Source organism: Nonomuraea mesophila (assembly GCF_004352805.1).
Taxonomy (GTDB): domain Bacteria; phylum Actinomycetota; class Actinomycetes; order Streptosporangiales; family Streptosporangiaceae; genus Nonomuraea; species Nonomuraea longispora.
The window spans coordinates 1-19232 of the sequence record NZ_SMLD01000002.1 but is presented as its reverse complement, the minus strand read 5'-3'; the positions used below and the strand labels follow the sequence as shown (position 1 = coordinate 19232).

Here is a 19232-nt window from a genome sequence, read left to right as displayed (position 1 = left end):
TCCGCTACGCCGTGGGCAGGAAGCCGACCCGGTCGCGCACCTGGGCCATCGTCTGCCTGGCCACCGCCGACGCCCGCTCGGCGCCGATCGCGAGCATCCGGTCGAGCTCCTTCTCGTCGGCCAGCAGCTTCTCCGTGCGCTCCCTGATCGGCGAGAACGCCTCCACGACGGCCTCGGCGACGTCCTTCTTGAACGTGCCGTAGCCCTGCCCCGCGTAGCGGGCCACCAGGTCGGGGATGGGCGTGCCGGTCAGCGCCGACTGGATGCGCAGCAGGTTGCTGATGCCCGGTTTGTTCTCCTCGTCGAACAGCACCTCCGAGCCCGTGTCGGTCACCGCGCGCATGACCTTCTTGCGCAGCGGGCCGGGCTGCTCCAGGACGTCGAGGATGCCGGCCGGGCTGGAGGACGACTTGCTCATCTTCGCCGTCGGGTCCTGCAGGTCGGTGATCTTCTCGACCTCCTTCAGGATGTACGGCTCCGGCAGGGTGAACGTCTCGCCGAACCGGTGGTTGAAACGCCCGCCAAGGTCGCGCGTGAGCTCGAGGTGCTGCTTCTGGTCGGCGCCCACCGGGACCCGGTCGGCCTGGTAGAGCAGGATGTCGGCCGCCTGCAGGATCGGGTAGGTGAACAGGCCGACGCTGGCGGCGCTCTCCCCGAACTTGGCGGACTTGTCCTTGAACTGCGTCATCCTGGCCGCCTCGCCCATCCCGGTGAGGCAGTTGAGTATCCAGGCGAGCTCGCTGTGCTCGCGCACGTGCGACTGCACGAAGATCGTCGACCGCTCGGGATCGAGGCCGGCGGCGAAGAGCTGCGCGGCGGCCACGCGGCTGCGGCGGCGCAGCGCGTCGGGCTCGGTCGGCACCGTGATCGCGTGGAGATCGACCACGCAGTAGAACGCGTCGTGGGTCTCCTGCAAGGTGACCCACTGGCGGACCGCACCCAGGTAGTTGCCCAGGTGGAAGGAGTCCGCTGTGGGCTGGATGCCGGAGAGTACACGAGGTCTGGCCATAGCAGGCAATTGTGTCAGGAATCCTGGTCGGGCGGCGACTCGACCACGGGACGGCGTTTCACCCGCACCCTGGCGATACGGCGCCCGTCGAGCTCGGTGACGCTCATCTCGAAGCCCAGCACCTCCACCTTCTCCCCGACGGCGGGCACATGCCCCAGCATGGCCATGACGAATCCGGCCAGCGTCTCGTAAGGGCCGTCCGGCAGCCTGATGCCGGTCTCGGTCGCGAAGTCGTTGAGGTTCGTCAGGCCGTCGATCTCGATCTCACCCGCCGGCAGAACCACGACGTCGTCCTCCAGGTCGTATTCGTCCCTGATGTCGCCGATCAGTTCCTCGACCAAATCCTCCATCGTGACGATACCGGCCGTGCCGCCGTACTCGTCCACCACGATCGCCAGGTGCTGGCCCTCCGCGCGCATCTCGTTGAGCGTGGTGAGCAGCCGCTTGGACGCGGGCACGAACTTGGCCGTCCTGATCGGCACGACCGCGCTGATCGGCTCGTTGCGCCCGGCGAGCTCGGGGTCGAGCAGGTCACGCACGTGCACGAACCCGACGACGTCGTCGTACGACTCGCGGTAGACGGGGAAACGCGAGTGCGGGAGCCCGGCGGCCAGGCGGGCGGCGGCGTCCAGCGGCGTGTCCGCCTCCATGAACTCGACCTCCGTACGCGGCAGCATCACCTCCCTGAGCTGCCGCTTGCCCGCCGCGAACACCTCCGCGATCAGCTTGCGCTCGTCGGCGGTCAGATCGGTGTGGCCGACCACCATCTCGCGCAGTTCCTCGGTGGTGACCTCCTCCCTGTCGGCCTTCGGGTTGCCGCCGAGCAGCCGGACCACGCCGTCGGTGGACTTCGACAGCGCCCAGATGATCGGGCGCGACAGGACGGCGAGCCGGTCGAGGAACGGCGCCACGTACAACGACAGCCCTTCGGCCCGCTGCAGCGCCAGCCGCTTGGGGGCCAGCTCCCCCAGCACGAGCGACACGTACGAGATGAGCAGCGTCACCAGCACGAGCGAGAGCACGGGGGCGACGGCGCCGGGCACCCGCCACGTCTCGAGCACGGGCACGAGCTGGGCGGCCAGCCGGTCGGCGCCGAACGCGGCCGACAACATGGTGGCCACCGTCACGCCGATCTGCACGGCGGACAGGAAGCGGTTGGGATCGCGGGCGAGCTTGGCGACACGTTCGCCCCTGCGGCCCCGCTGTGAGAGCTGGCGTACCTGGCTGTCCCTCAGGGACACCATCGCCATCTCGGCGGCGGCGAAGAAGCCACCGATCAGAATGAAGAGCAGGACCAGGGCGATGTTGGCCGCGACGGTGTCAAACATGGTGGTTGGCAGCGTACTCGGCCACTTTCCCGCGTATGCTGAACGGCAAGCCGTACAAAATCAAACATATTTGAACAGGAGTACACATGAGGCTGCTGGTCACGGGTGGTGCCGGATACGTCGGCAGCGTCGTCGCGGCCCAGCTCGTCGAAGCGGGCCACGACGTGACCGTACTCGACGATCTGTCGACCGGGCACGAGGACGCCGTGCCCGAGGGCGCCCGATTCGTCCGGGCGGACATCACGCAGGCGCACGACGCGCTCGACGGCGTCGACGCGGTGCTGCACTTCGCGGCCAAGTCGCTGGTCGGGGAGTCGGTGGCCAAGCCCGGCCTCTACTGGGCCAACAACCTCGGCGGCACCCTGGCCCTGCTCGACGCCATGCGCGACAAGGGCGTGGCCAGGATCGTGTTCTCCTCGACCGCGGCGACGTACGGCGAACCCGAGCGCTCCCCCATCCAGGAGAGCGACCCGACGCGCCCGACCAACCCCTACGGCGCCTCCAAGCTGGCCGTCGACACCGCGCTGACCGCGTTCGCGCAGGTGCGCGGCCTCGGCGCGGTGAGCCTGCGCTACTTCAACGTGGCCGGCGCCCAAGGCCGCTACCGCGAGCGGCACACCGTCGAGACCCACCTCATCCCCAACGTGCTGAAGGTCGCGACCGGCGAGCGCGACAACGTGAGCGTGTTCGGCACCGACTACCCGACGCCCGACGGCACCTGCGTGCGCGACTACATCCACGTGTCCGACCTGGCCAGGGCCCACCTGCTGGCGCTCGGCGCGATCATCCCGGGCGAGCACAAGATCTACAACCTGGGCAGCGGCACCGGCTTCAGCGTGCAGGAGGTGATCTCGGTCTGCCGCGAGGTCACCGGCCACGAGATCCCCGTCGTCGTCGGCGAGCGCCGGCCCGGCGACCCGGCCGTGCTGGTCGCCTCGTCCGCGAGGATTCAGCGCGAACTCGGATGGAAGCCCGAGCGGGCGGCGCTGGGCGACATCGTCTCCGACGCCTGGAGAGCGCTTTCGCGAAACACCTGATACGGAGGCACGATATGTGCTGGGATATCGAAACGTGAGGAGCTTTTCACCAAGGGTCACGAAGCTGCTCTACGGTGCCCTCGTCGTGGCGGGCAGCCTGATGGCCGCCGCCGGTGTGTTGTTCGCGACGTCGCAGCCGGCGCCCGCCCTGCAGCCCACGCCGGCGATCCTGCCCGTGCCGTCGATCCAGTCCGTGCCCGCCGCGCCGACCGTGGCCTGCCCGTAGCCGACCGCGGGCCGTAGCCGACCGCGGCCTGCCCGTAGGGGCGGGCCCCGCCACAACGCGCACACGCGCCCCCGTCACGACGAGGGCGCGCGTTTCGCGTGGCTTCCGGATGCCGCCTGGTCTTCTCAGATGAGGCCCAGGGACGTCACCGCGTCGCGCTCCTCCGCCAGCTCGCGCACGCTGGCGTCGATGCGCTCGCGGGAGAAGGCGTCGATCTCGAGCCCCTGGATGATCTCGAACCTGCCGCCGGCCGCGCGCACGGGGAACGACGAGATGAGCCCCTCGGGCACGCCGTAGGAGCCGTCGGAGACCACGGCCGCCGACGTCCACTCGCTGCCGTTGACCCAGTCGTACACGTGGTCGATCGCGGCGTTGGCCGCCGAGGCCGCCGAGGAGGCGCCACGCGCCTCGATGATCGCGGCGCCGCGCTTGGCCACCGTCGGGATGAACGTGTCGCGCAGCCAGTCGGGGTCGACCTGCTCGGCCGCGACCTTGCCGCCCACCTCGGCGTGGAACAGGTCAGGGTATTGGGTGGCGGAGTGGTTGCCCCAGATCGTCATCTGCTTGATCTCGGTGACCGGCACCTGGAGCTTGGCGGCCAGCTGGGACAGCGCGCGGTTGTGGTCGAGCCTGGTCATCGCCGTGAAGCGCTCGGCCGGCACGTCGGGCGCGTTGCGCTGGGCGATGAGCGCGTTGGTGTTGGCCGGGTTGCCCACGACCAGCACCTTGATGTCGTCGGCCGCGTGGTCGTTGATCGCCTTGCCCTGAGGGCCGAAGATGCCGCCGTTGGCGCCGAGCAGGTCACCGCGCTCCATGCCCGCCTTGCGCGGCATGGCGCCGACCAGCAGGGCGACGTTGGTGCCCGCGAAGGCGACGTTGGGGTCGTCGGTGATCTCGATGCCGGACAGCAGCGGGAACGCGCAGTCGTCGAGCTCCATCGCGGTGCCCTCGGCCGCCTTCACCGCCGCCGGGATCTCCAGCAGGCTCAGCTTGACCGGGACGTCGGCGCCGAGCAGCTGCCCCGACGCGATGCGGAAGAGCAGCGCGTAGCCGATCTGGCCGGCTGCTCCGGTGACGGTCACCTTGACGGGCGCAGTGGCTGACGACGCCATGGCCTTCCCCTAACTCGCAGGACGATTGGTTGACCTTCGGGATGTTACCCGCACGTCATCAGCAGGTTTCCATCGCGGGTACCTTCAGCTCCATTTCGAAATCGACCCTACCGAACCGGCTGGTCAGAAGCCTCTCGATGACACCCCGGGCGTAGAGGTCGGCGATGACGGCCTTGATCGCCTTGCAGGTCTTCAGGTCGCCGTTCCTGATGCCGACGGCGTACCGCTCGTTGTTGAGCTTCGCGCCGAGGATCTTGTAGCGCAGGCTCTCGCGCTGCGCGAAACCGGCCAGGACCACGTCCTCCCCCGGCACGGCCGCGATCTTGCCGCTTCTGAGCAGGTCCATGCACGCGGCGTAGTCGCTGACCGGCACCGGCTCGACCGTCACCTTCTCCTGCACCTCGCCGAGCGAGCCGCTGGGAGCGCAGACCTTCTTGCCCTTGAGGTCGCCGATCTTGTCCAGGCCGCTGTCCGCGCGTACCAGCAGGTCGCGGTGCGCCACATAGTAGGGGCCCGCGAACTGGGTCTTGCCCTTGTCGACGGAGTAGGCGGCGACGACGAGGTCGACCTTGCCCTTCTCCAGAGCCTCGGCCCTGTCGCCCCTGCTGACCTGGACGAACTTCGTCTCCTTCGCGCCGAGCTCCGTGGCGAGCTGCCTGGCGACGTCGACGTCGAAGCCCTCGAAACCGTCGCCGTTGCGCAGGCCCACGCCCGGCAGGTCGCCCCGCACGCCGATCACGATCCGGCCGGTGGCGGCGACCTTGTCCACCACGGACGGGCGCGTGGGTTCGGCCGTCGGGCCGGGCGTACCGCCGAACGGCAGCGTCAGCCACCCGTTCGCCGTCGCCAGCACCGCGGCGGCCGTGACGGCGGCGAGTGTGGCGGCCGCCGCCGCCAGGACCCGCGCCCGACGGCGACGCTTGCTCTTCTTCGCCGGGTACGGCGCCCCGCCTCCCTCAGCGCCGCCAGTTGGGGGCCCCGCTTCGCCCGGAGGCGGCCCGGACTCCTCTGGAGGCGCCGTCGGCAGCCCCATGGCGCCCTGAGGGCCTGTCTGCTGCCCTGTCGCGCCTTGAGAGCCTGTTTGCCCTGTCGCGCCCTGAGAGCCCGCTTGCGGCCCCGTGACGTCCCGAAGGGAGGTCGCGGCGCGCCCCAGGCCTGTGCCTGTCCCCGCGCCCGCGCCTGTGCCTGTGCCTGTCGCCGCGCCTGACCCTGTTCCCGCGCCTGACCCTGGGTTTTCGGGTCCTGTTACCGTACCGGCCTCGGGCTCCGCGCCCGCCGGCGCCTCCGTCCCCGTCGCGCCGGGCCCCGTCGTGGACCAGCCCGTGCCCGGCTGCCGACCCGTCCCCTCGGACGTGCCGTGGCGGGACGGCATGACCAAGGCCCGCAGGCTGGGATGGTCGGTGATCGATCCGGCCGACACGCGGATGAACGGCGTCGTGTCGTCGCCGGCCAGCTGCACGCCCTTGGTGAGCACGGCCGTGGACGCCCCCGCCGTGGACGACTGCCCGAGCAGCCGCAGCAGGATCTGGTCGGCCGAGGGCCGCTCGGCCGGCGACTTGGCCAGCGCGGAGCTCACCACGCTGCGCAGCGGCTCCGCCATCATGGAGACGTCGACCTCGTGGTTGAGGATCCGGTTGAGCACCACCGCGATCGACTTGCCCTCGAAGACGGTCTCTCCCGTCGCCGCGAAGGCCATGGTCGCGCCCCAGGAGAAGACGTCGGTGTAGGGGCCGATGTCGTCGCCCGCGATCTGCTCGGGCGCCATGTAGGCGGGCGTGCCGATGGCCCGGCTGGTGATCGTGCCGGTGGAGTCGATGATGCGGGCGATGCCGAAGTCGACCACGCGCGGCCCGTCGGCGGCGATCAGCACGTTGTCGGGCTTGAAGTCGCGGTGGATGATCGAGGCGTGGTGGATGGCGGTGAGGGCGGTGGCGGTGCCGATGGCCAGCCGGTCGAGCGTCGTGCCGGTGAGCGGCCCGTCGCTGTCCACGAGGTCCCGCAGCGCCTTGCCCTCGATGTATTCGCTGGCGATGTAGGGGGTGTCACCGTCGAGGTCGGCCTCGATCACCCGGGCGGTGCAGAACGACGCCACGCGCTGCGCGGCCTTCAGCTCCCTGGCGAAGCGCGACCTGGCGATGGTGTCGCCGCTGAACTTCACGTGCAGCAGCTTGATGGCCGCGCGCTCCCCCTCGTCGTTGACGCCCAGATAGACGATGCCCTGACCGCCTTCGCCGACCCGTCCGGACAGCCGGAACGACCCCAGATGGGTGGGATCGCCGGCCACCAGCGGCGAAATTCGCGGCATACGTCATCCCCACGTGTTCTGAACCCCAACGACGCAAACTTTACGACGCCCAGCCACTTCCCAGGGATTTGTTAAGCCTTCGAGACCTTGGGGTTTGCCGACGTGGCCGTGGGCACGGTCGAATGTGCAGCAGACGATCACCAGGAGCCGATGATCATGAACCGTCCTTACGACATCGTACTTTTCGGTGCGAGCGGATTCACCGGCGCCCTCACTGCCGCCTACCTCGCCCGCTCCGCCGGCCCCGGTGTGCGGTGGGCGGTGGCCGGGCGCGACCGGGCCAAGCTGGAGCGGCTCGGGCTCGACGTGCCCGTCCTGCTCGCCGACTCCACCGACCCGGACTCGCTGGCCGAGCTGGCCCGCAGCACGCGCGTCCTGGTCACCACGGTCGGCCCCTACGTCACGTACGGCGAGCCGCTCGTCGCCGCCTGCGCCGACGCCGGCACCCACTACCTCGACCTCACGGGTGAGCCCGAGTTCGTGGACCGCATGTACGTCCGCCACCACGATCGGGCCGTCACGAGCGGAGCCAAGATCGTGCACGGCTGCGGCTTCGACTCGATCGTCTTCGACCTCGGCACCCTCTACACCGTCTCCCAGCTGCCCAAGGACGTGCCGCTGACGGTCAGCGCCTTCCTGCGGGCCAACGCGCGGTTCTCCAGCGGTACGCTGACCAGCGCGATGTCCATCGTCGGCCGGGCCAGGCAGGCGGCCGAGGCCGCCGCCCAGCGGCGCGCCGCCGAGTCCGGACCCCTCGGCCGCAGGGTGAGCGCACGGGCGGGCGGCCTGCGTTACGTGGGCGGCTGGGCGCTCCCGATGCCCACCGTCGACCCGCTGATCGTCGGCCGCTCGGCCCGCCTCCTCGACCGCTACGGCCCCGACTTCACCTACCGCCAGCACATCGCCGTCAAGACCCTCCCCGCCGCGTTGGCGCTCGTGGCGGGCGCGGGGACGTTCGCGGCGCTCGCCCAGCTCCCCGGCGTACGCGAGCGGCTCCTGGACCGGGTGAGACCCGGTGAGGGCCCGTCACCCGAGCAGCGGGCGAAGAGCTGGTTCAAGGTCACGTTGCTGGGCGAGGGCGGCGGCGAGCGGGTCGTCACGGAGGTCGCGGGCGGCGACCCGGGCTACGACGAGACCGCCAAGATGCTCGCCGAGTCGGCGCTGTGCCTGGCCTTCGACGAGGTGCCCGACCTGGCGGGCCAGCTCACGACCGCCTCGGCCATGGGCAGGCCGCTCATCGACCGGCTGCGGGCGGCCGGCATCTCCTTCACGACCCGATCGGGGTGAGCCGCCCCGGACCAGCGTGCGGGGGCACGCGGACTTCCGCAGGTTATGGTCGGGCTCGGCCGTCAGCCAGGTGGGCTCGGCCGTGGGCATGGTGGCGCTGCCCGTCGTGGCGGTCACCGTACTGAAGGTCTCCGCGTTCGAGGTCGCCCTGCTGTCGGCGCTGACGGCGATCACCACCGCGCTCCTTGCGTTCCCGCTGGGGCGGCACGTCGAGTTCCGGCGCAAACGGCCTGTCATGATCGCGGCCGACGTCGTCCGGTGTGCCTGCCTGGCGAGCGTACCGATCGCGGCCTGGCTGGGCGTGCTGACGTTCGCGCAGCTGTGCGTGGTCGCGGTGGTCAACGCGACGTGCCAGATCGCGTTCGCGGCGGCGGCACAGGCGCACCTCAAGGCGCTCGTCTCGCCCGAGCGGCTCATCGACGCCAACAGCCGGCTCGAGTCGACGCGCTGGCTCAGCATCTCGGTCGGCCCGTCCGCCGCCGGCGCGCTCATCGGCCTGCTCAGCGCGGTCGGTTCCCTGGTCGTGAACGCGGTGTCCTTCCTGGTCAGCGCGCTGGCCATCAGGCGGCTGCGCGCCCCGGAGCCGGACCCGCCCGCGCGCGCCCCGCGCTCGTCGCGCCGGGCGGAGCTCTTCGGCGGGTGGACCTTCGCCTGGGGCCAGCCGGCGTTGCGCCCGATGCTGATCAGCTGGGTGACCTTCGCCGGCGCCAGTTCGATGGGGGCGTCGTTCGCCACGGCGGTCACGCAGCCGCTGTTCATCCTGCTCGGCGGCCTCGTGGCGACCTGGGCCGGCACCCGCGCCGCGCTCTTCGCCGCCGCCGCTCTCATGTGCGCGGCGGCGCCGCTGCTGCCGCGCGGTCCTAGTAGGGCAGGCTCCACGTGAGGAACGACTTAAGCAGGTACGGAGCCTGGTACTTCGGGTACGCGACCGTCCGCGGGTCCCCGTCGGAGGTGTAGCGCATGTCCGGGTTGTTCTTGAGCCAGTCGAGCCACGCGTGCGAGCAGAACTGCTTGCAGTCGCCCTTCTTCTCCATGACCTTGATCCGCGGGATGCCGGCCGGGTCGAACGACTTGCTGAACGGGGCGGGGGCGGGCGTGTAGCCGGCCAGGAACGCCCCCTGGTGCTTGAAGTGCTTGCCCTTCATGGCCCACTGCTTCTTGCGCGGCTGGTTGCCGTAGGGCAGGGAGATCGTGGTCGGCTTGACCGACGACAGCGTGCCGACCTGCTTGGCGATCGAGCCGATCTGCTCCTCGACCTTCTCGTGCGACAGCCCGCGCAGGTTGAGGTGGTCGCGGGTGTGGTTGCCGATCTCGAACCCGTTGTTCTTCAGCCAGAGCAGCATCTGGGCCTGCTCCGCCGGGACGCTCTTGCCGAACATGTCGCGCGTCACGTAGAAGGTGGCGACCGGGCGGAAACCCGGGTTCTTGGCGGCCACGTCGAGCAGGATCTCGACGGCCGTGTCCTTCTGGGGCACGCCCATCTGGTTCAGGGTGAGCTGCGACGGCGAGGAGTCGTCGAAGGTCAGGACCACGGGGTGCTTGCCGGCCGGGATGTCGATCTTTCCGGACACCATCTCGGCGGCCGTGATCGGCACGTACCCCTCCTTGACCAGCCGCTCCAGGTCCGCGCGGAACTGCCGCGGCGTACGGTCGTCCGTCGTGGTCGGCTTGGGGATGACCCGGTGGAACATCAGCACCGGGATCTGCCCGAGTTCGTTCGCCTTCACGGCGGCCGCGGCCTTCGCCTTGGCCGCCTTGCTGACCTTGACCTTGGTGGCGGCGTCGGCCTTGCTGTCCGCCAGCTTGGCGGTGTCGGGCGGCGAGTCACAGCCGGACACCATCGCGACGGCGGCGACCAGTCCTAGCCCGCCCATGATTCCCAGTCGCATCCGAACCCCCCGAGACACGTACGACCGTTACGGTAGGTAGCGGTTTGTGCACCTACAGGGAGACTCCTACCCAGGTGATCAACTACGCCACGCGCACCTCGCCGTCAAGAGATGGTCTGGAGATCACGTAGAAACGGGAAAGACGCACGCGAAACGGCCCCTACCTGTGAGCGGAGGTAGGGGCCGTGCGTGATCGAACTAGGCGGACATCTTCTTCTTGAGGTTCTCGTCCAGCGCCGCCAGGAAGTCCTGGGTGGTCAGCCACTGGGCGTCGCCGCCGACCAGGAGCGCGAGGTCCTTGGTCATCTGGCCGCCCTCGACGGTCTCGACGCAGACCTGCTCCAGCTTGTCGGCGAACTCGGTCACCGCCGGGGTGTTGTCGAGCTTGCCCCGGTGGGCCAGGCCACGGGTCCACGCGAAGATCGAGGCGATCGGGTTGGTGGAGGTGGGCTTGCCCTGCTGGTGCTGGCGGTAGTGGCGGGTCACCGTGCCGTGCGCGGCCTCCGCCTCGACGGTGCGGCCGTCGGGGGTCATCAGCACCGACGTCATCAGGCCGAGCGAGCCGAAGCCCTGCGCCACCGTGTCGGACTGCACGTCGCCGTCGTAGTTCTTCGCCGCCCAGACGTAGCCGCCCTCCCACTTCAGCGCCGCCGCGACCATGTCGTCGATGAGGCGGTGCTCGTAGGTGAGGCCGGCCTTCTCGAAGTCGGCCTTGAACTCCGACTCGTAGACCTCGGCGAAGATGTCCTTGAACCGGCCGTCGTACGCCTTGAGGATCGTGTTCTTCGTCGAGAGGTAGACCGGGTAGTTGCGCGACAGGCCGTAACGCATCGACGCGCGGGCGAAGTCGCGGATCGACTCGTCCAGGTTGTACATCGCCATCGCGATGCCGCTGCCGGGGAAGTCGTACACGTCGAGCTCGATCGGCTCCGAGCCGTCCTTCGGCGTGAACGTCAGGGTGAGCGTGCCCTCGCCGGGGACCTTCAGATCGGTGGCGCGGTACTGGTCACCGAAGGCGTGACGGCCGACGACGATCGGCTTGGTCCAGCCGGGGACGAGCCGCGGCACGTTGGACATGATGATCGGCTCGCGGAAGATGACGCCACCGAGGATATTGCGGATGGTCCCGTTCGGGGACTTCCACATCTTCTTCAGGCCGAACTCCTCGACCCGCGCCTCGTCCGGGGTGATGGTGGCGCACTTCACGCCGACGCCGTGCTTCTTGATGGCGTTGGCGGCGTCGATGGTGACCTGGTCGTCCGTCGCGTCCCGGTGCTCGATGCCGAGGTCGTAGTACTTCAGGTCGACATCGAGGTAGGGAAGGATCAACTGGTCCTTGATGAACTGCCAGATGATCCGGGTCATCTCGTCGCCGTCAAGCTCGACGACCGGACCCTCCACCTTGATCTTGGGCATGCGAATGGTTCCCCTTCAATGAATTGATGCGTTGAGGCTATCGGACCGTCAAGTCACCCAGCTAAAAGGGACAAGATCAGCGCCTTGAGCTCGTTGTTGTAGAGCAGCAGCGAGGTCAGGACCAGCACGAAACCGAAGACCGACAGGGTGATGACGTCCGTCCGTCTGCTCCGGATGGACAGGTGCCCGCCGTATCCGGCGAAACGGAGGGCGGCGGCGACCATGATGACGGCGCCGACGGCGAACCCGCCCCAGCGCGGGTCCACGAAGTAGGTCACGAGCACGCCGACGACCGCACCCACCAGGATCAGCGGGTACGGCCCCCAGCTCTCGCGTTCAGTCCCTTGGCTCAACGCATCCGCTCACAGTCGCAATGATCCCATTCGCTCGGCCTCATCGCTCGCGTTCATCGCCGCTCGTCGTCCGGCGCTCTTCGTTCATCGTTCGTCGATCGGCTTCCATTTCTGGTCCGTCTCACCGATGTACTCGCTGTCCGGACGGATGAGCCGGTTGTCGGCGTGCTGCTCGATGACATGGGCCGTCCAGCCGGACATGCGGCTGATCGAGAAGACCGGCGTGAACAGGTCGGTCGGGATGCCGAGGTAGTGGTAGACGGACGCGGCGAAGAAGTCGACGTTGGGATAGAGGCCCTTCGTCTCGAAGACGACCTCCTCCATCTCCTTGGACATCCGGTAGTAGGTGTCGTCGCCGGACGACTCGGCCAGTTCGGCGCTCATCCTGCGCAGGTGGGTGGCGCGCGGGTCCTCGGTCTTGTAGACGCGGTGGCCGAAGCCCATGATCTTCTCGCCGGCCGCGAGCTTGTCGCGTACGGCCTGGGCCACATTGCCGGGCGTCAGCGACTCCAGGGTCTTCATGACCTGCTCGTTCGCCCCGCCGTGCAGCGGGCCCTTGAGCGTGCCGATGGCGGCGACGATGGCGGAGTGCATGTCCGACAGTGTCGCGGCGCACACGCGGGCGGCGAACGTGGAGGCGTTCATGGTGTGGTCGGCGTGCAGCACCAGGCACTCGTCGAAGATCTCGACCTCACGGGGGTCGGGAGTGCGGCCGGTCACCTGGAGCAGGAAGTTGGCGGCGATGCCGCGCGAGGGGTCGGGGTCGGGAACGCTCCCGCCGCTGCGGGCGGCGTGGAAACGGGCGACCAGGAGGGGTTGCTGCGCGGTCAGCCGGGCCGCCTTGCGCAGGTTGGCGTCCGGGGTGATGGAGTCCTTGTCCGGGTCGTCGGCCCCGGACAGTGAAACCAGCGAGCGCAGCGCCTCCATGGGTTTCTGTTTCTCGGCGATTTCGGCGATGTTCGCCGAGACCAGGGCGCCGAGCTCCCTGCCGCTCACCAGTTCGGCCGCGTACGCGCCTAGTTCGGCCCGGTCGGGCAGCTTGCCGCGCTGCAGCAGGTGTGCTGTCTCCTCGAACGTCGCACGGCCGGCCAGGTCGTGGATGTCGTATCCACGGTAGAAGAGCCGGCCGGCCTTTCCGTCGATGTCGCTCAGCGCTGTGGACGCGGCGACGACATCGGCCAGACCTTTCGTGGGCTTGTCCGCCATGGGTGTTTCCTCCGCTTATCTTCCCTCGGAGTCTACCCGTGAGCAGGCAAAACCGGCTTCAAAGGTCCAGACCAATTTCACGCCGGATTCTCCTTACAGCAAAGGAGATTCCGCATCCCCTCGTTTGGGTAAGCCGGAGCTGTAGTAATAGTTACGGCGGGCTACCTGGGGAGGAACTGCCGTGCCCAGGAGTAGGCGTGCCGTTCATACGCTGCGTCAACCCAGGGGAGGAACCGCCAGTGGAGGGGCCGTTCATACGCATCGAGGACACCGGCGAGGTGGTCCCCTTGCGCCCCGAGATCACAACGGTGGGAAGGGGCCGGGGTGTGGACATCCGGCTCACCGACCCCAGTGTGTCTCGACTCCATGCCGAGTTCGTCAGACGAGGACCCTACCTGTATGTCGTCGACCTGGGTTTGTCCAGGAACGGCACGCGGGTGAACGGCAGGCCGATCGCCCGGAGGGTCCTTGACGACGGCGACGTCGTCTCCTTCGGCGCCGCCAGGGGTCGCATCGGCGGAGTCCCCCGTGAGGACTTCGCCCCTGAGGTCGAGCTGCGCAGGGCGGCCGCGCCCGAGCTGACCAGGCGCGAGGTCGATGTGCTGACCTCGCTCTGCAGGCCGGCGCTGTCGGACGAGGCGTTCGTCGCCCCGGCGACCGCACGCGAGATCGCCGACGACCTGGTCGTGACCGAGGCCGCGGTCAAACAGCATTTGCTGCGGCTCTACCAGAAGTTCAGGATTCCCGAGGGCACCAACCGGCGCACGCGGCTGGCCAACGAGGTCGTCGCGCTCGGCCTCGTACGCCCGACCCCCGTGGTGCCGCCGCAGAGGTCGTCGGGAGCCGCCGAGCAGCCGTCGGCCGCTGGGCGGAGAGCTTCTTAGGTGTCCGGCAGGCCACCTACGTAGACCGGTTCGCGACCGGGGCCACGGCGAGGGGTTCCGGCAGCGTCGGAACCCGTACGAGCGGTGGTGTGGGCACGCACTCGGGCGGGGCGTGCGAAGCTGATCGCCGGCCGGCTGACCGGCCGGCGACACGTACGGGCGCAGCACGCCCGCGAGCCGGCTCAGATGGCCCGGAATCCGTTGCTGGGCCTGCTGGTCCTGTTGGCGCGGTCGACGGCCACCACGTAGTAGTGGTCGCCGCGCTTGCCATCGGGGTCGGTCCAGCGCACCTGCCGGTCGCCGGGCACGACGGCCACCAGGTGGCGGGCGTCGGCGAAGTCCCTGCCGGAGCGCGAGGGCCGGTCGAGGCGGAAGACGGCGAACTGGAACGGCTCGTCCCGTCCTGTCGCCACCGCCCGCACCTCCACCCCTCCGTGGCGGCGCAGCGCGTACGCCAGCACCGGCCGGCGCGGCGGCTCCCCCTTGGCGAGCCTGGGCAGCACGGGCGCGAGCGCGGGCCGCCGGTAGTGCTCGTCGACCGCGGTCGAGATGGAGGCGATCCTGTCGACCTTGACATCGTTGGCGTTGTACCAGATGTCGCCGCCGATCTCGGGGTGGTCCCTGTTGAGGGTGAGGTGCCTGGACAGTTCGTCCGGCGCCTGCCACTCCGCCGCCTGCGCGGGGTCGCCGGCCTTGTACGCGGCCTGGCCGATCCACAACTGCGTCTTCGTGCCCGCGGCGACGTCGGACCACCACGGGACCAGCTTGGAGTAGTCGGCCGGCGGCTGTCCGATGTACCAGTAGAGCTGCGGCGCGATGTAGTCGAGCCAGCCCTTCTTGACCCAGCCGCGGGTGTCGGCGTGCAGGTTGTCGTAGGACTGGCCGCCGTTGGTGTCGGATCCGAGCGGGTCACTGGCCTTGTTGCGCCAGATGCCGGACGGGCTGATGCCCCACGCGATCTCCGGCTTGGACTCCAGCACCCGCTGCTGCATCTCCTGGACCATCAGGTCGACGTTGTTGCGCCGCCAGGAGGCCAGGTCGGGGAAGCCGGCGCCGTGCTCGGCGTACGCGGCGCTGTCGTCGAAGTCCGGGGTGTTGGTCGGGTAGAAGTAGTCGTCGAAGTGGAGGCCGTCGATGTCGTAGCGGGTGACCGCGTCCATCATGGCGTCCTGGCAGAACCTGCGCACTTCCGGCATGCCGGGGTTGTAGTAGAGCTTGCCGCCGAACGGCAGGATCCAGTCGGGGTGCTTGCGCCCGGGGTGGTCGGGGTGCAGCTTGGCCGGGTCGTCCTGCATCGAGACGCGGTAGGGGTTGAACCACGCGTGGAAGGCCAGGCCGCGCTTGTGGGTCTCCTCCACGGCGAACCCGAGCGGGTCGTAACCGGGATCCTGCCCCTGCGTCCCGGTCAGATACTGTGACCAGGGCTCGAACGGCGACGGCCAGAACGCGTCCGCGGTCGGCCTGATCTGCACGAACACCGAGTTGAGCCGGCGCTGCACGGCCACGTCCAGCCAGGCGAGATACTCGGCCTTCTGCTCTTCCGCGGTCAGTCCCGGCTTCGAGGGCCAGTTGATGTTGACCACGGAGGCGATCCACATGCCGCGCATCTGGCGCAGCGGCGGGATGTGCCCGCCCGTCGAGGCGTAGGCGGGCAGCGGGACGACGGAAGCGGCGGCGGCGAGGGCTAAGCCCTTCAGGAGAGTCCTTCTGCTGGGCATGGGGGGTGGGCCTCTCGGAAGTGGTTGTGTCGAGGGCGACAATGACAGAAAATTACCTTCAGATCAACAATCGTGAAGGAAAATGCCGATGAGCGGTGACCTGTACAGACTGGCGATGACGGTGCTCCATCCGGGGTATGAGGGGACCTCTGCTCCCGAGTGGCTGCGCCGGGCGCTGGGCGAGGGTCTCGGCGGCGTCGTGCTGTTCGCCCGCAACGCCATCGACGCGCAGCTCGTACGGCAGTTCCGCGCCGAGAACCCGGACACCGTCGTGGCGATCGACGAGGAAGGCGGCGCGGTCACCAGGCTCGAGGTCGCGGAGGGCAGCTCCTTCCCCGGCAACCGGGCGCTGGGCGTGGTCGACGACGTGACCCTCACCGAGCGGGTCGGCCGGCAGATCGGCAGGATGCTCGCCGAGCTCGACATCACGCTCGACTACGCGCCCTCCGCCGACGTCAACTCCGACCCGGCCAACCCGGTGATCGGCGTACGCTCGTTCGGCCCGACCGCCGACCTGGTCACCCGCCACACCGTCGCCTACGTCGACGGCGTGCAGGGCGCGGGCGTGGCCGCCTGCGCCAAGCACTTCCCCGGGCACGGCGACACGGTCACCGACTCCCACCTGGCGCTGCCCACCGTGCACGCCTCGCGCGAGCTCTTCCTCGAACGCGACCTGCCGCCCTTCCGCGCCGCGATCGACGCCGGGGTGCGCTCCATCATGTCGGGGCACCTGCTCGTCCCCGCTCTCGATCCGTCGATGCCGGCGACGCTCAGCCGTACCATCCTGACCGAGCTCCTGAGGGGCGAGCTCCGTTTCGACGGGATGCTGGTCACTGACGCGATCGAGATGCAGGCGGTGGCCGACATGTTCACCCCCGGCGAGATCGCGGTGCGCGCCCTCGACGCGGGTGTGGACGCGATCTGCGTGGGGCTGTCCACCGAGGAGAGCCTGCACGAGATCCGCGACGCGATCGTGGCCGCCGTACGCGAGGGAAGGCTGGAGGAGGAACGGCTGGCGCAGGCGGCCGGCCGGGTGAGCGCCCTCGCCGGCTGGTACGCCGCCCGCACGGACCTGCGCGACAAGGCCCGCGGCGACGTCGACGAGAGCGTCGGCCTGGAGGCCGCCAGGGCCGCGCTGACCGTCTCCGGCACCCCCGCGCTCGACCGCGCGCCCCTGGTCGTCGAGGTCAACACCCGCTTCAGCAAGGCGGTCGACCCGGCCACGCCGACCGGCGTCACGGCCGCCCTGACCTCCCTGCTGCCAGGCACGGCCAGGGTGCAGATGGAGCCGCAGGGCGAGCTGCCGCCCTTCGACGAACGGCCGGTCGTGCTAGTGGTGCACGACGCCGCCCGGCACTCCTGGGTGCGGGAGACCGTGGCGACGGCCCTCGCGCGCAGGCCCGACGTGATCGTGGTCGACACCGGCATCCCCGCACCTCCCGGCGACGCCGCCCCCGAATGCACTCATGTGGCGACCCACGGCATCTCCCGCGTGTCCGCCCTCGCGGCGGCGGAAAGGCTGCTGCGTTGAGCGCCGAGCCCGCGAACCCGGTCGCGGCCGTACGCGCCGTACTGCCGTCGCTCACCCCTGCCGCGCAGTCCATCGCCCGCATCATCCTCGACGATCCCGGACTGGTCGTGCGGAGCACGATCACCGAGTTCAGCGCGGTGTCCGGCACCAGCGAGGCGACGATCGTACGCACGGCGCGGGCGCTCGGGTTCGCCGGATACTCGCAGATGCGCTTCGCGCTGGCCGCGGCCGTCGCCAAGGAGCCAGAACGGCTGGTCCCCGGCGACCTCGCCCCCGACGACCCGCTGACCGACGTGATCTCCAAGGTCGCGCGCGCCGAGTCGGAGGCGCTGGCCGACACGGCGGCGCAGCTCGACCCCGAACAGTTGGGCGAGGTCGTGCAGGCCATCTCGACGGCCCGGCGGGTGGACGTCTACGGCGTGGCGGCCTCCGGCCTGGTGGCCGCCGACATGTCGCAGAAGCTGCTGCGCATCGGCCTGTCCAGCCATCCGTTCAGCGACGCCCACCTGGCCCTCACCAGCGCGGCGCTGCTCAAGGACGGCGACGTGGCGGTGGCGATCAGCTGCAGCGGTGAGACGCCCGACGTGCTGGTGCCCGTCAGGACGGCGGCCGAGGCCGGCGCGCTGATCGTCGGGATCACCAACAACCCCCGATCGTCGCTGGCCGGGATGGCGCACCACACGCTGGTGTCGGCGGGCCGCGAGACGGCCTTCCGGCCGGGCGCGCTGGCCAGCCGGATCAGCCAGCTGCTGATCGTCGACTGCATCTTCGTGGGGCTCGCGCAGCGTACCTATGACAGGGCCGACGCCGCCATCCGCGCCACCAGGGAGGCGACCGACCGCTACCGCGCCCGCTGAATCCCGGGTGACATCCTCGCCGTCGCGCGGGCGCCGCAGAGCCGGCGCGCGTCTATCAGGCACGTCCAGCGGGCAAGAAGACAACGATGAGCACCGTCAGGGACGCCGCGTTCGACGTGCTGAGAAGCCGCGGGCTGACCACGATCTTCTGCAACCCCGGCTCCACCGAGGTGCCCCTGCTCACCGACCTGCCCGACGACCTGCGCTTCGTGCTCGCGCTGCACGAGACGTCCGTGGTCGGGATGGCGACCGGCTGGGCCATCGGCACCGAAGCGCCTGCCCTGGTCGTTCTGCACACCACCGCGGGGCTGGGCACCGCGGTCGGCGCCATCGCCACCGCCCGGGTCAACCGGGCGCCCCTCGTCATCCTGGTGGGGCAGCAGGACCGCCGGCACGTGGCGCTGGAGCCGTTCCTGACCGGGCGGCTCGAAGGACTGGCGGGCGACTATCCGGTGTGGACCGACCAGCCGGCGCGGGCGCAGGACGTACCCGGTGCGCTGGCCCGCGCCTGGCACGAGGCGGTCACGGCCCGCGGGCCCGCGCTGGTGATCGTGCCGATGGACGACTGGCTCGCGCCCTTCGACGGCGAGGTCCTCGCGGCGCCCGCCCGGTTGCTGCGGCCGGCCGCCGTCCCCGACGCCGACCTGGCGCCGCTCGTGCACCTGCTGGCCGGCGCGCGGTCCCCGGCGATCGTGGCGGGCGCTGGAGCCGCGTGGGATCCCCTGGTCGCGCTGGCCGAGCGGCTGCGGTGCCCGGTGTTCCAGGAGTCGTTCGGGGCGCGGGGCGGCTTTCCGCAGGACCACCCGCAGTACGCCGGCGTCCTGCCCGCCGACAGGGCCCGGCTGCGGGAACGGCTGGCTCCGCACGACGTGGTGCTCGCGGTGGGCGCGCCGGTGTTCCGGCAGTACGTGTACGTGCCCGGCCCGCTGGTCGCCCCAGGCACGTCGGTCGCGCTCGTCACCGACGACCCGGCGGAGGCGCATCGCAGCCCGGCCGACCTGGCCTACCTCGCCTCCCCCGCCGCGGTCTGCGCCCGCCTGACCACCCTGCTCCCCACCCGGGCCGCCCCAGAAC

General features: G+C 70.0%; 17 protein-coding genes. 8 read left to right on the top strand and 9 right to left on the bottom strand.

Annotation, left to right across the window (positions count from 1 at the left end; all coding sequences use genetic code 11):
- Positions 1–4: 4 nt before the first annotated feature.
- Entirely contained in the window at positions 5–1009 is a 1005-nt protein-coding gene (trpS, locus tag E1295_RS01150; protein ID WP_132627746.1) for a tryptophan--tRNA ligase, read from the bottom strand.
- 14 nt (positions 1010–1023) lie between these two features.
- A complete protein-coding gene (locus E1295_RS01145) occupies positions 1024–2337 on the bottom strand; it encodes a hemolysin family protein (RefSeq protein WP_132627745.1) in 1314 nt (437 codons plus the stop codon).
- A gap of 86 nt (positions 2338–2423) precedes the next feature.
- Here E1295_RS01145 and galE point away from each other — a divergent pair, with 86 nt between their 5' ends.
- Both galE and E1295_RS01135 read left to right on the top strand, forming a co-directional pair.
- Positions 2424–3374 carry a UDP-glucose 4-epimerase GalE gene (gene galE / locus E1295_RS01140; protein ID WP_132627744.1) on the top strand — a complete coding sequence of 317 codons (951 nt, stop codon included), beginning with the start codon at positions 2424–2426 and terminating at the stop codon, positions 3372–3374.
- 34 nt (positions 3375–3408) lie between these two features.
- Positions 3409–3600 carry a hypothetical protein gene (locus E1295_RS01135; protein WP_132627743.1) on the top strand — a complete coding sequence of 64 codons (192 nt, stop codon included), beginning with the start codon at positions 3409–3411 and terminating at the stop codon, positions 3598–3600.
- Positions 3601–3725: 125 nt separating this feature from the next.
- Here E1295_RS01135 and E1295_RS01130 read toward each other — a convergent pair whose 3' ends face one another.
- Together E1295_RS01130 and E1295_RS01125 are read right to left on the bottom strand one after the other, a co-directional pair.
- Positions 3726–4712: a malate dehydrogenase gene (locus tag E1295_RS01130; protein WP_132627742.1), complete on the bottom strand. Its 987-nt coding sequence runs from the start codon at positions 4710–4712 to the stop codon at positions 3726–3728.
- 58 nt (positions 4713–4770) lie between these two features.
- Complete coding sequence (locus E1295_RS01125; RefSeq protein ID WP_132627741.1) at positions 4771–7017, bottom strand: serine/threonine-protein kinase; 2247 nt, start codon at positions 7015–7017, stop codon at positions 4771–4773.
- Positions 7018–7173: 156 nt separating this feature from the next.
- On the opposite strand from E1295_RS01125, the gene E1295_RS01120 reads away from it, so the two are divergent.
- A complete protein-coding gene (locus E1295_RS01120) occupies positions 7174–8304 on the top strand; it encodes a saccharopine dehydrogenase family protein (protein WP_132627740.1) in 1131 nt (376 codons plus the stop codon).
- Positions 8305–8320: 16 nt separating this feature from the next.
- Positions 8321–9187 (top strand): MFS transporter, encoded by an 867-nt coding sequence (locus E1295_RS01115; RefSeq protein WP_132627739.1) that lies wholly within the window; start codon positions 8321–8323, stop codon positions 9185–9187.
- Here E1295_RS01115 and E1295_RS01110 read toward each other — a convergent pair.
- The 4 genes from E1295_RS01110 to E1295_RS01095 all read right to left on the bottom strand — a co-directional run bounded on the left by E1295_RS01110 (position 9165) and on the right by E1295_RS01095 (position 13168).
- Complete coding sequence (locus E1295_RS01110; RefSeq protein ID WP_132627738.1) at positions 9165–10193, bottom strand: polysaccharide deacetylase family protein; 1029 nt, start codon at positions 10191–10193, stop codon at positions 9165–9167. The two genes, E1295_RS01115 and E1295_RS01110, sit on opposite strands and share 23 nt — an antisense overlap.
- Before the next feature lie 198 nt (positions 10194–10391).
- Complete coding sequence (locus E1295_RS01105) at positions 10392–11609, bottom strand: NADP-dependent isocitrate dehydrogenase (RefSeq protein ID WP_132627737.1); 1218 nt, start codon at positions 11607–11609, stop codon at positions 10392–10394.
- Positions 11610–11662: 53 nt separating this feature from the next.
- On the bottom strand, positions 11663–11962 hold the full coding sequence (locus E1295_RS01100) for a DUF3017 domain-containing protein (protein WP_132627736.1): 300 nt from the start codon (positions 11960–11962) through the stop codon (positions 11663–11665).
- Between the two features lie 84 nt (positions 11963–12046).
- On the bottom strand, positions 12047–13168 hold the full coding sequence (locus tag E1295_RS01095; protein WP_132627735.1) for a citrate/2-methylcitrate synthase: 1122 nt from the start codon (positions 13166–13168) through the stop codon (positions 12047–12049).
- A gap of 239 nt (positions 13169–13407) precedes the next feature.
- Between E1295_RS01095 and E1295_RS01090 the strand changes: the two genes are divergently transcribed.
- On the top strand, positions 13408–14052 hold the full coding sequence (locus E1295_RS01090) for an FHA domain-containing protein (RefSeq protein WP_132627852.1): 645 nt from the start codon (positions 13408–13410) through the stop codon (positions 14050–14052).
- Positions 14053–14234: 182 nt separating this feature from the next.
- On the opposite strand, the gene E1295_RS01085 is transcribed toward E1295_RS01090, so the two are convergent.
- Positions 14235–15770 (bottom strand): glycoside hydrolase family 10-like protein, encoded by a 1536-nt coding sequence (locus tag E1295_RS01085; RefSeq protein WP_132627734.1) that lies wholly within the window; start codon positions 15768–15770, stop codon positions 14235–14237.
- An 88-nt stretch (positions 15771–15858) separates the two neighbouring features.
- Here E1295_RS01085 and E1295_RS01080 point away from each other — a divergent pair, with 88 nt between their 5' ends.
- From E1295_RS01080 to E1295_RS01070, 3 genes are all read left to right on the top strand, one after another.
- On the top strand, positions 15859–17301 hold the full coding sequence (locus tag E1295_RS01080; protein ID WP_132627733.1) for a glycoside hydrolase family 3 protein: 1443 nt from the start codon (positions 15859–15861) through the stop codon (positions 17299–17301).
- On the top strand, positions 17298–18158 hold the full coding sequence (locus tag E1295_RS01075; protein ID WP_132627732.1) for a MurR/RpiR family transcriptional regulator: 861 nt from the start codon (positions 17298–17300) through the stop codon (positions 18156–18158). Before E1295_RS01080 ends, E1295_RS01075 begins: the two co-directional genes overlap by 4 nt.
- 86 nt (positions 18159–18244) lie before the next feature.
- Positions 18245–19232, top strand: a 988-nt coding sequence (locus E1295_RS01070) for a thiamine pyrophosphate-binding protein (protein WP_246079758.1), incomplete at its 3' end; no start/stop codon positions are given.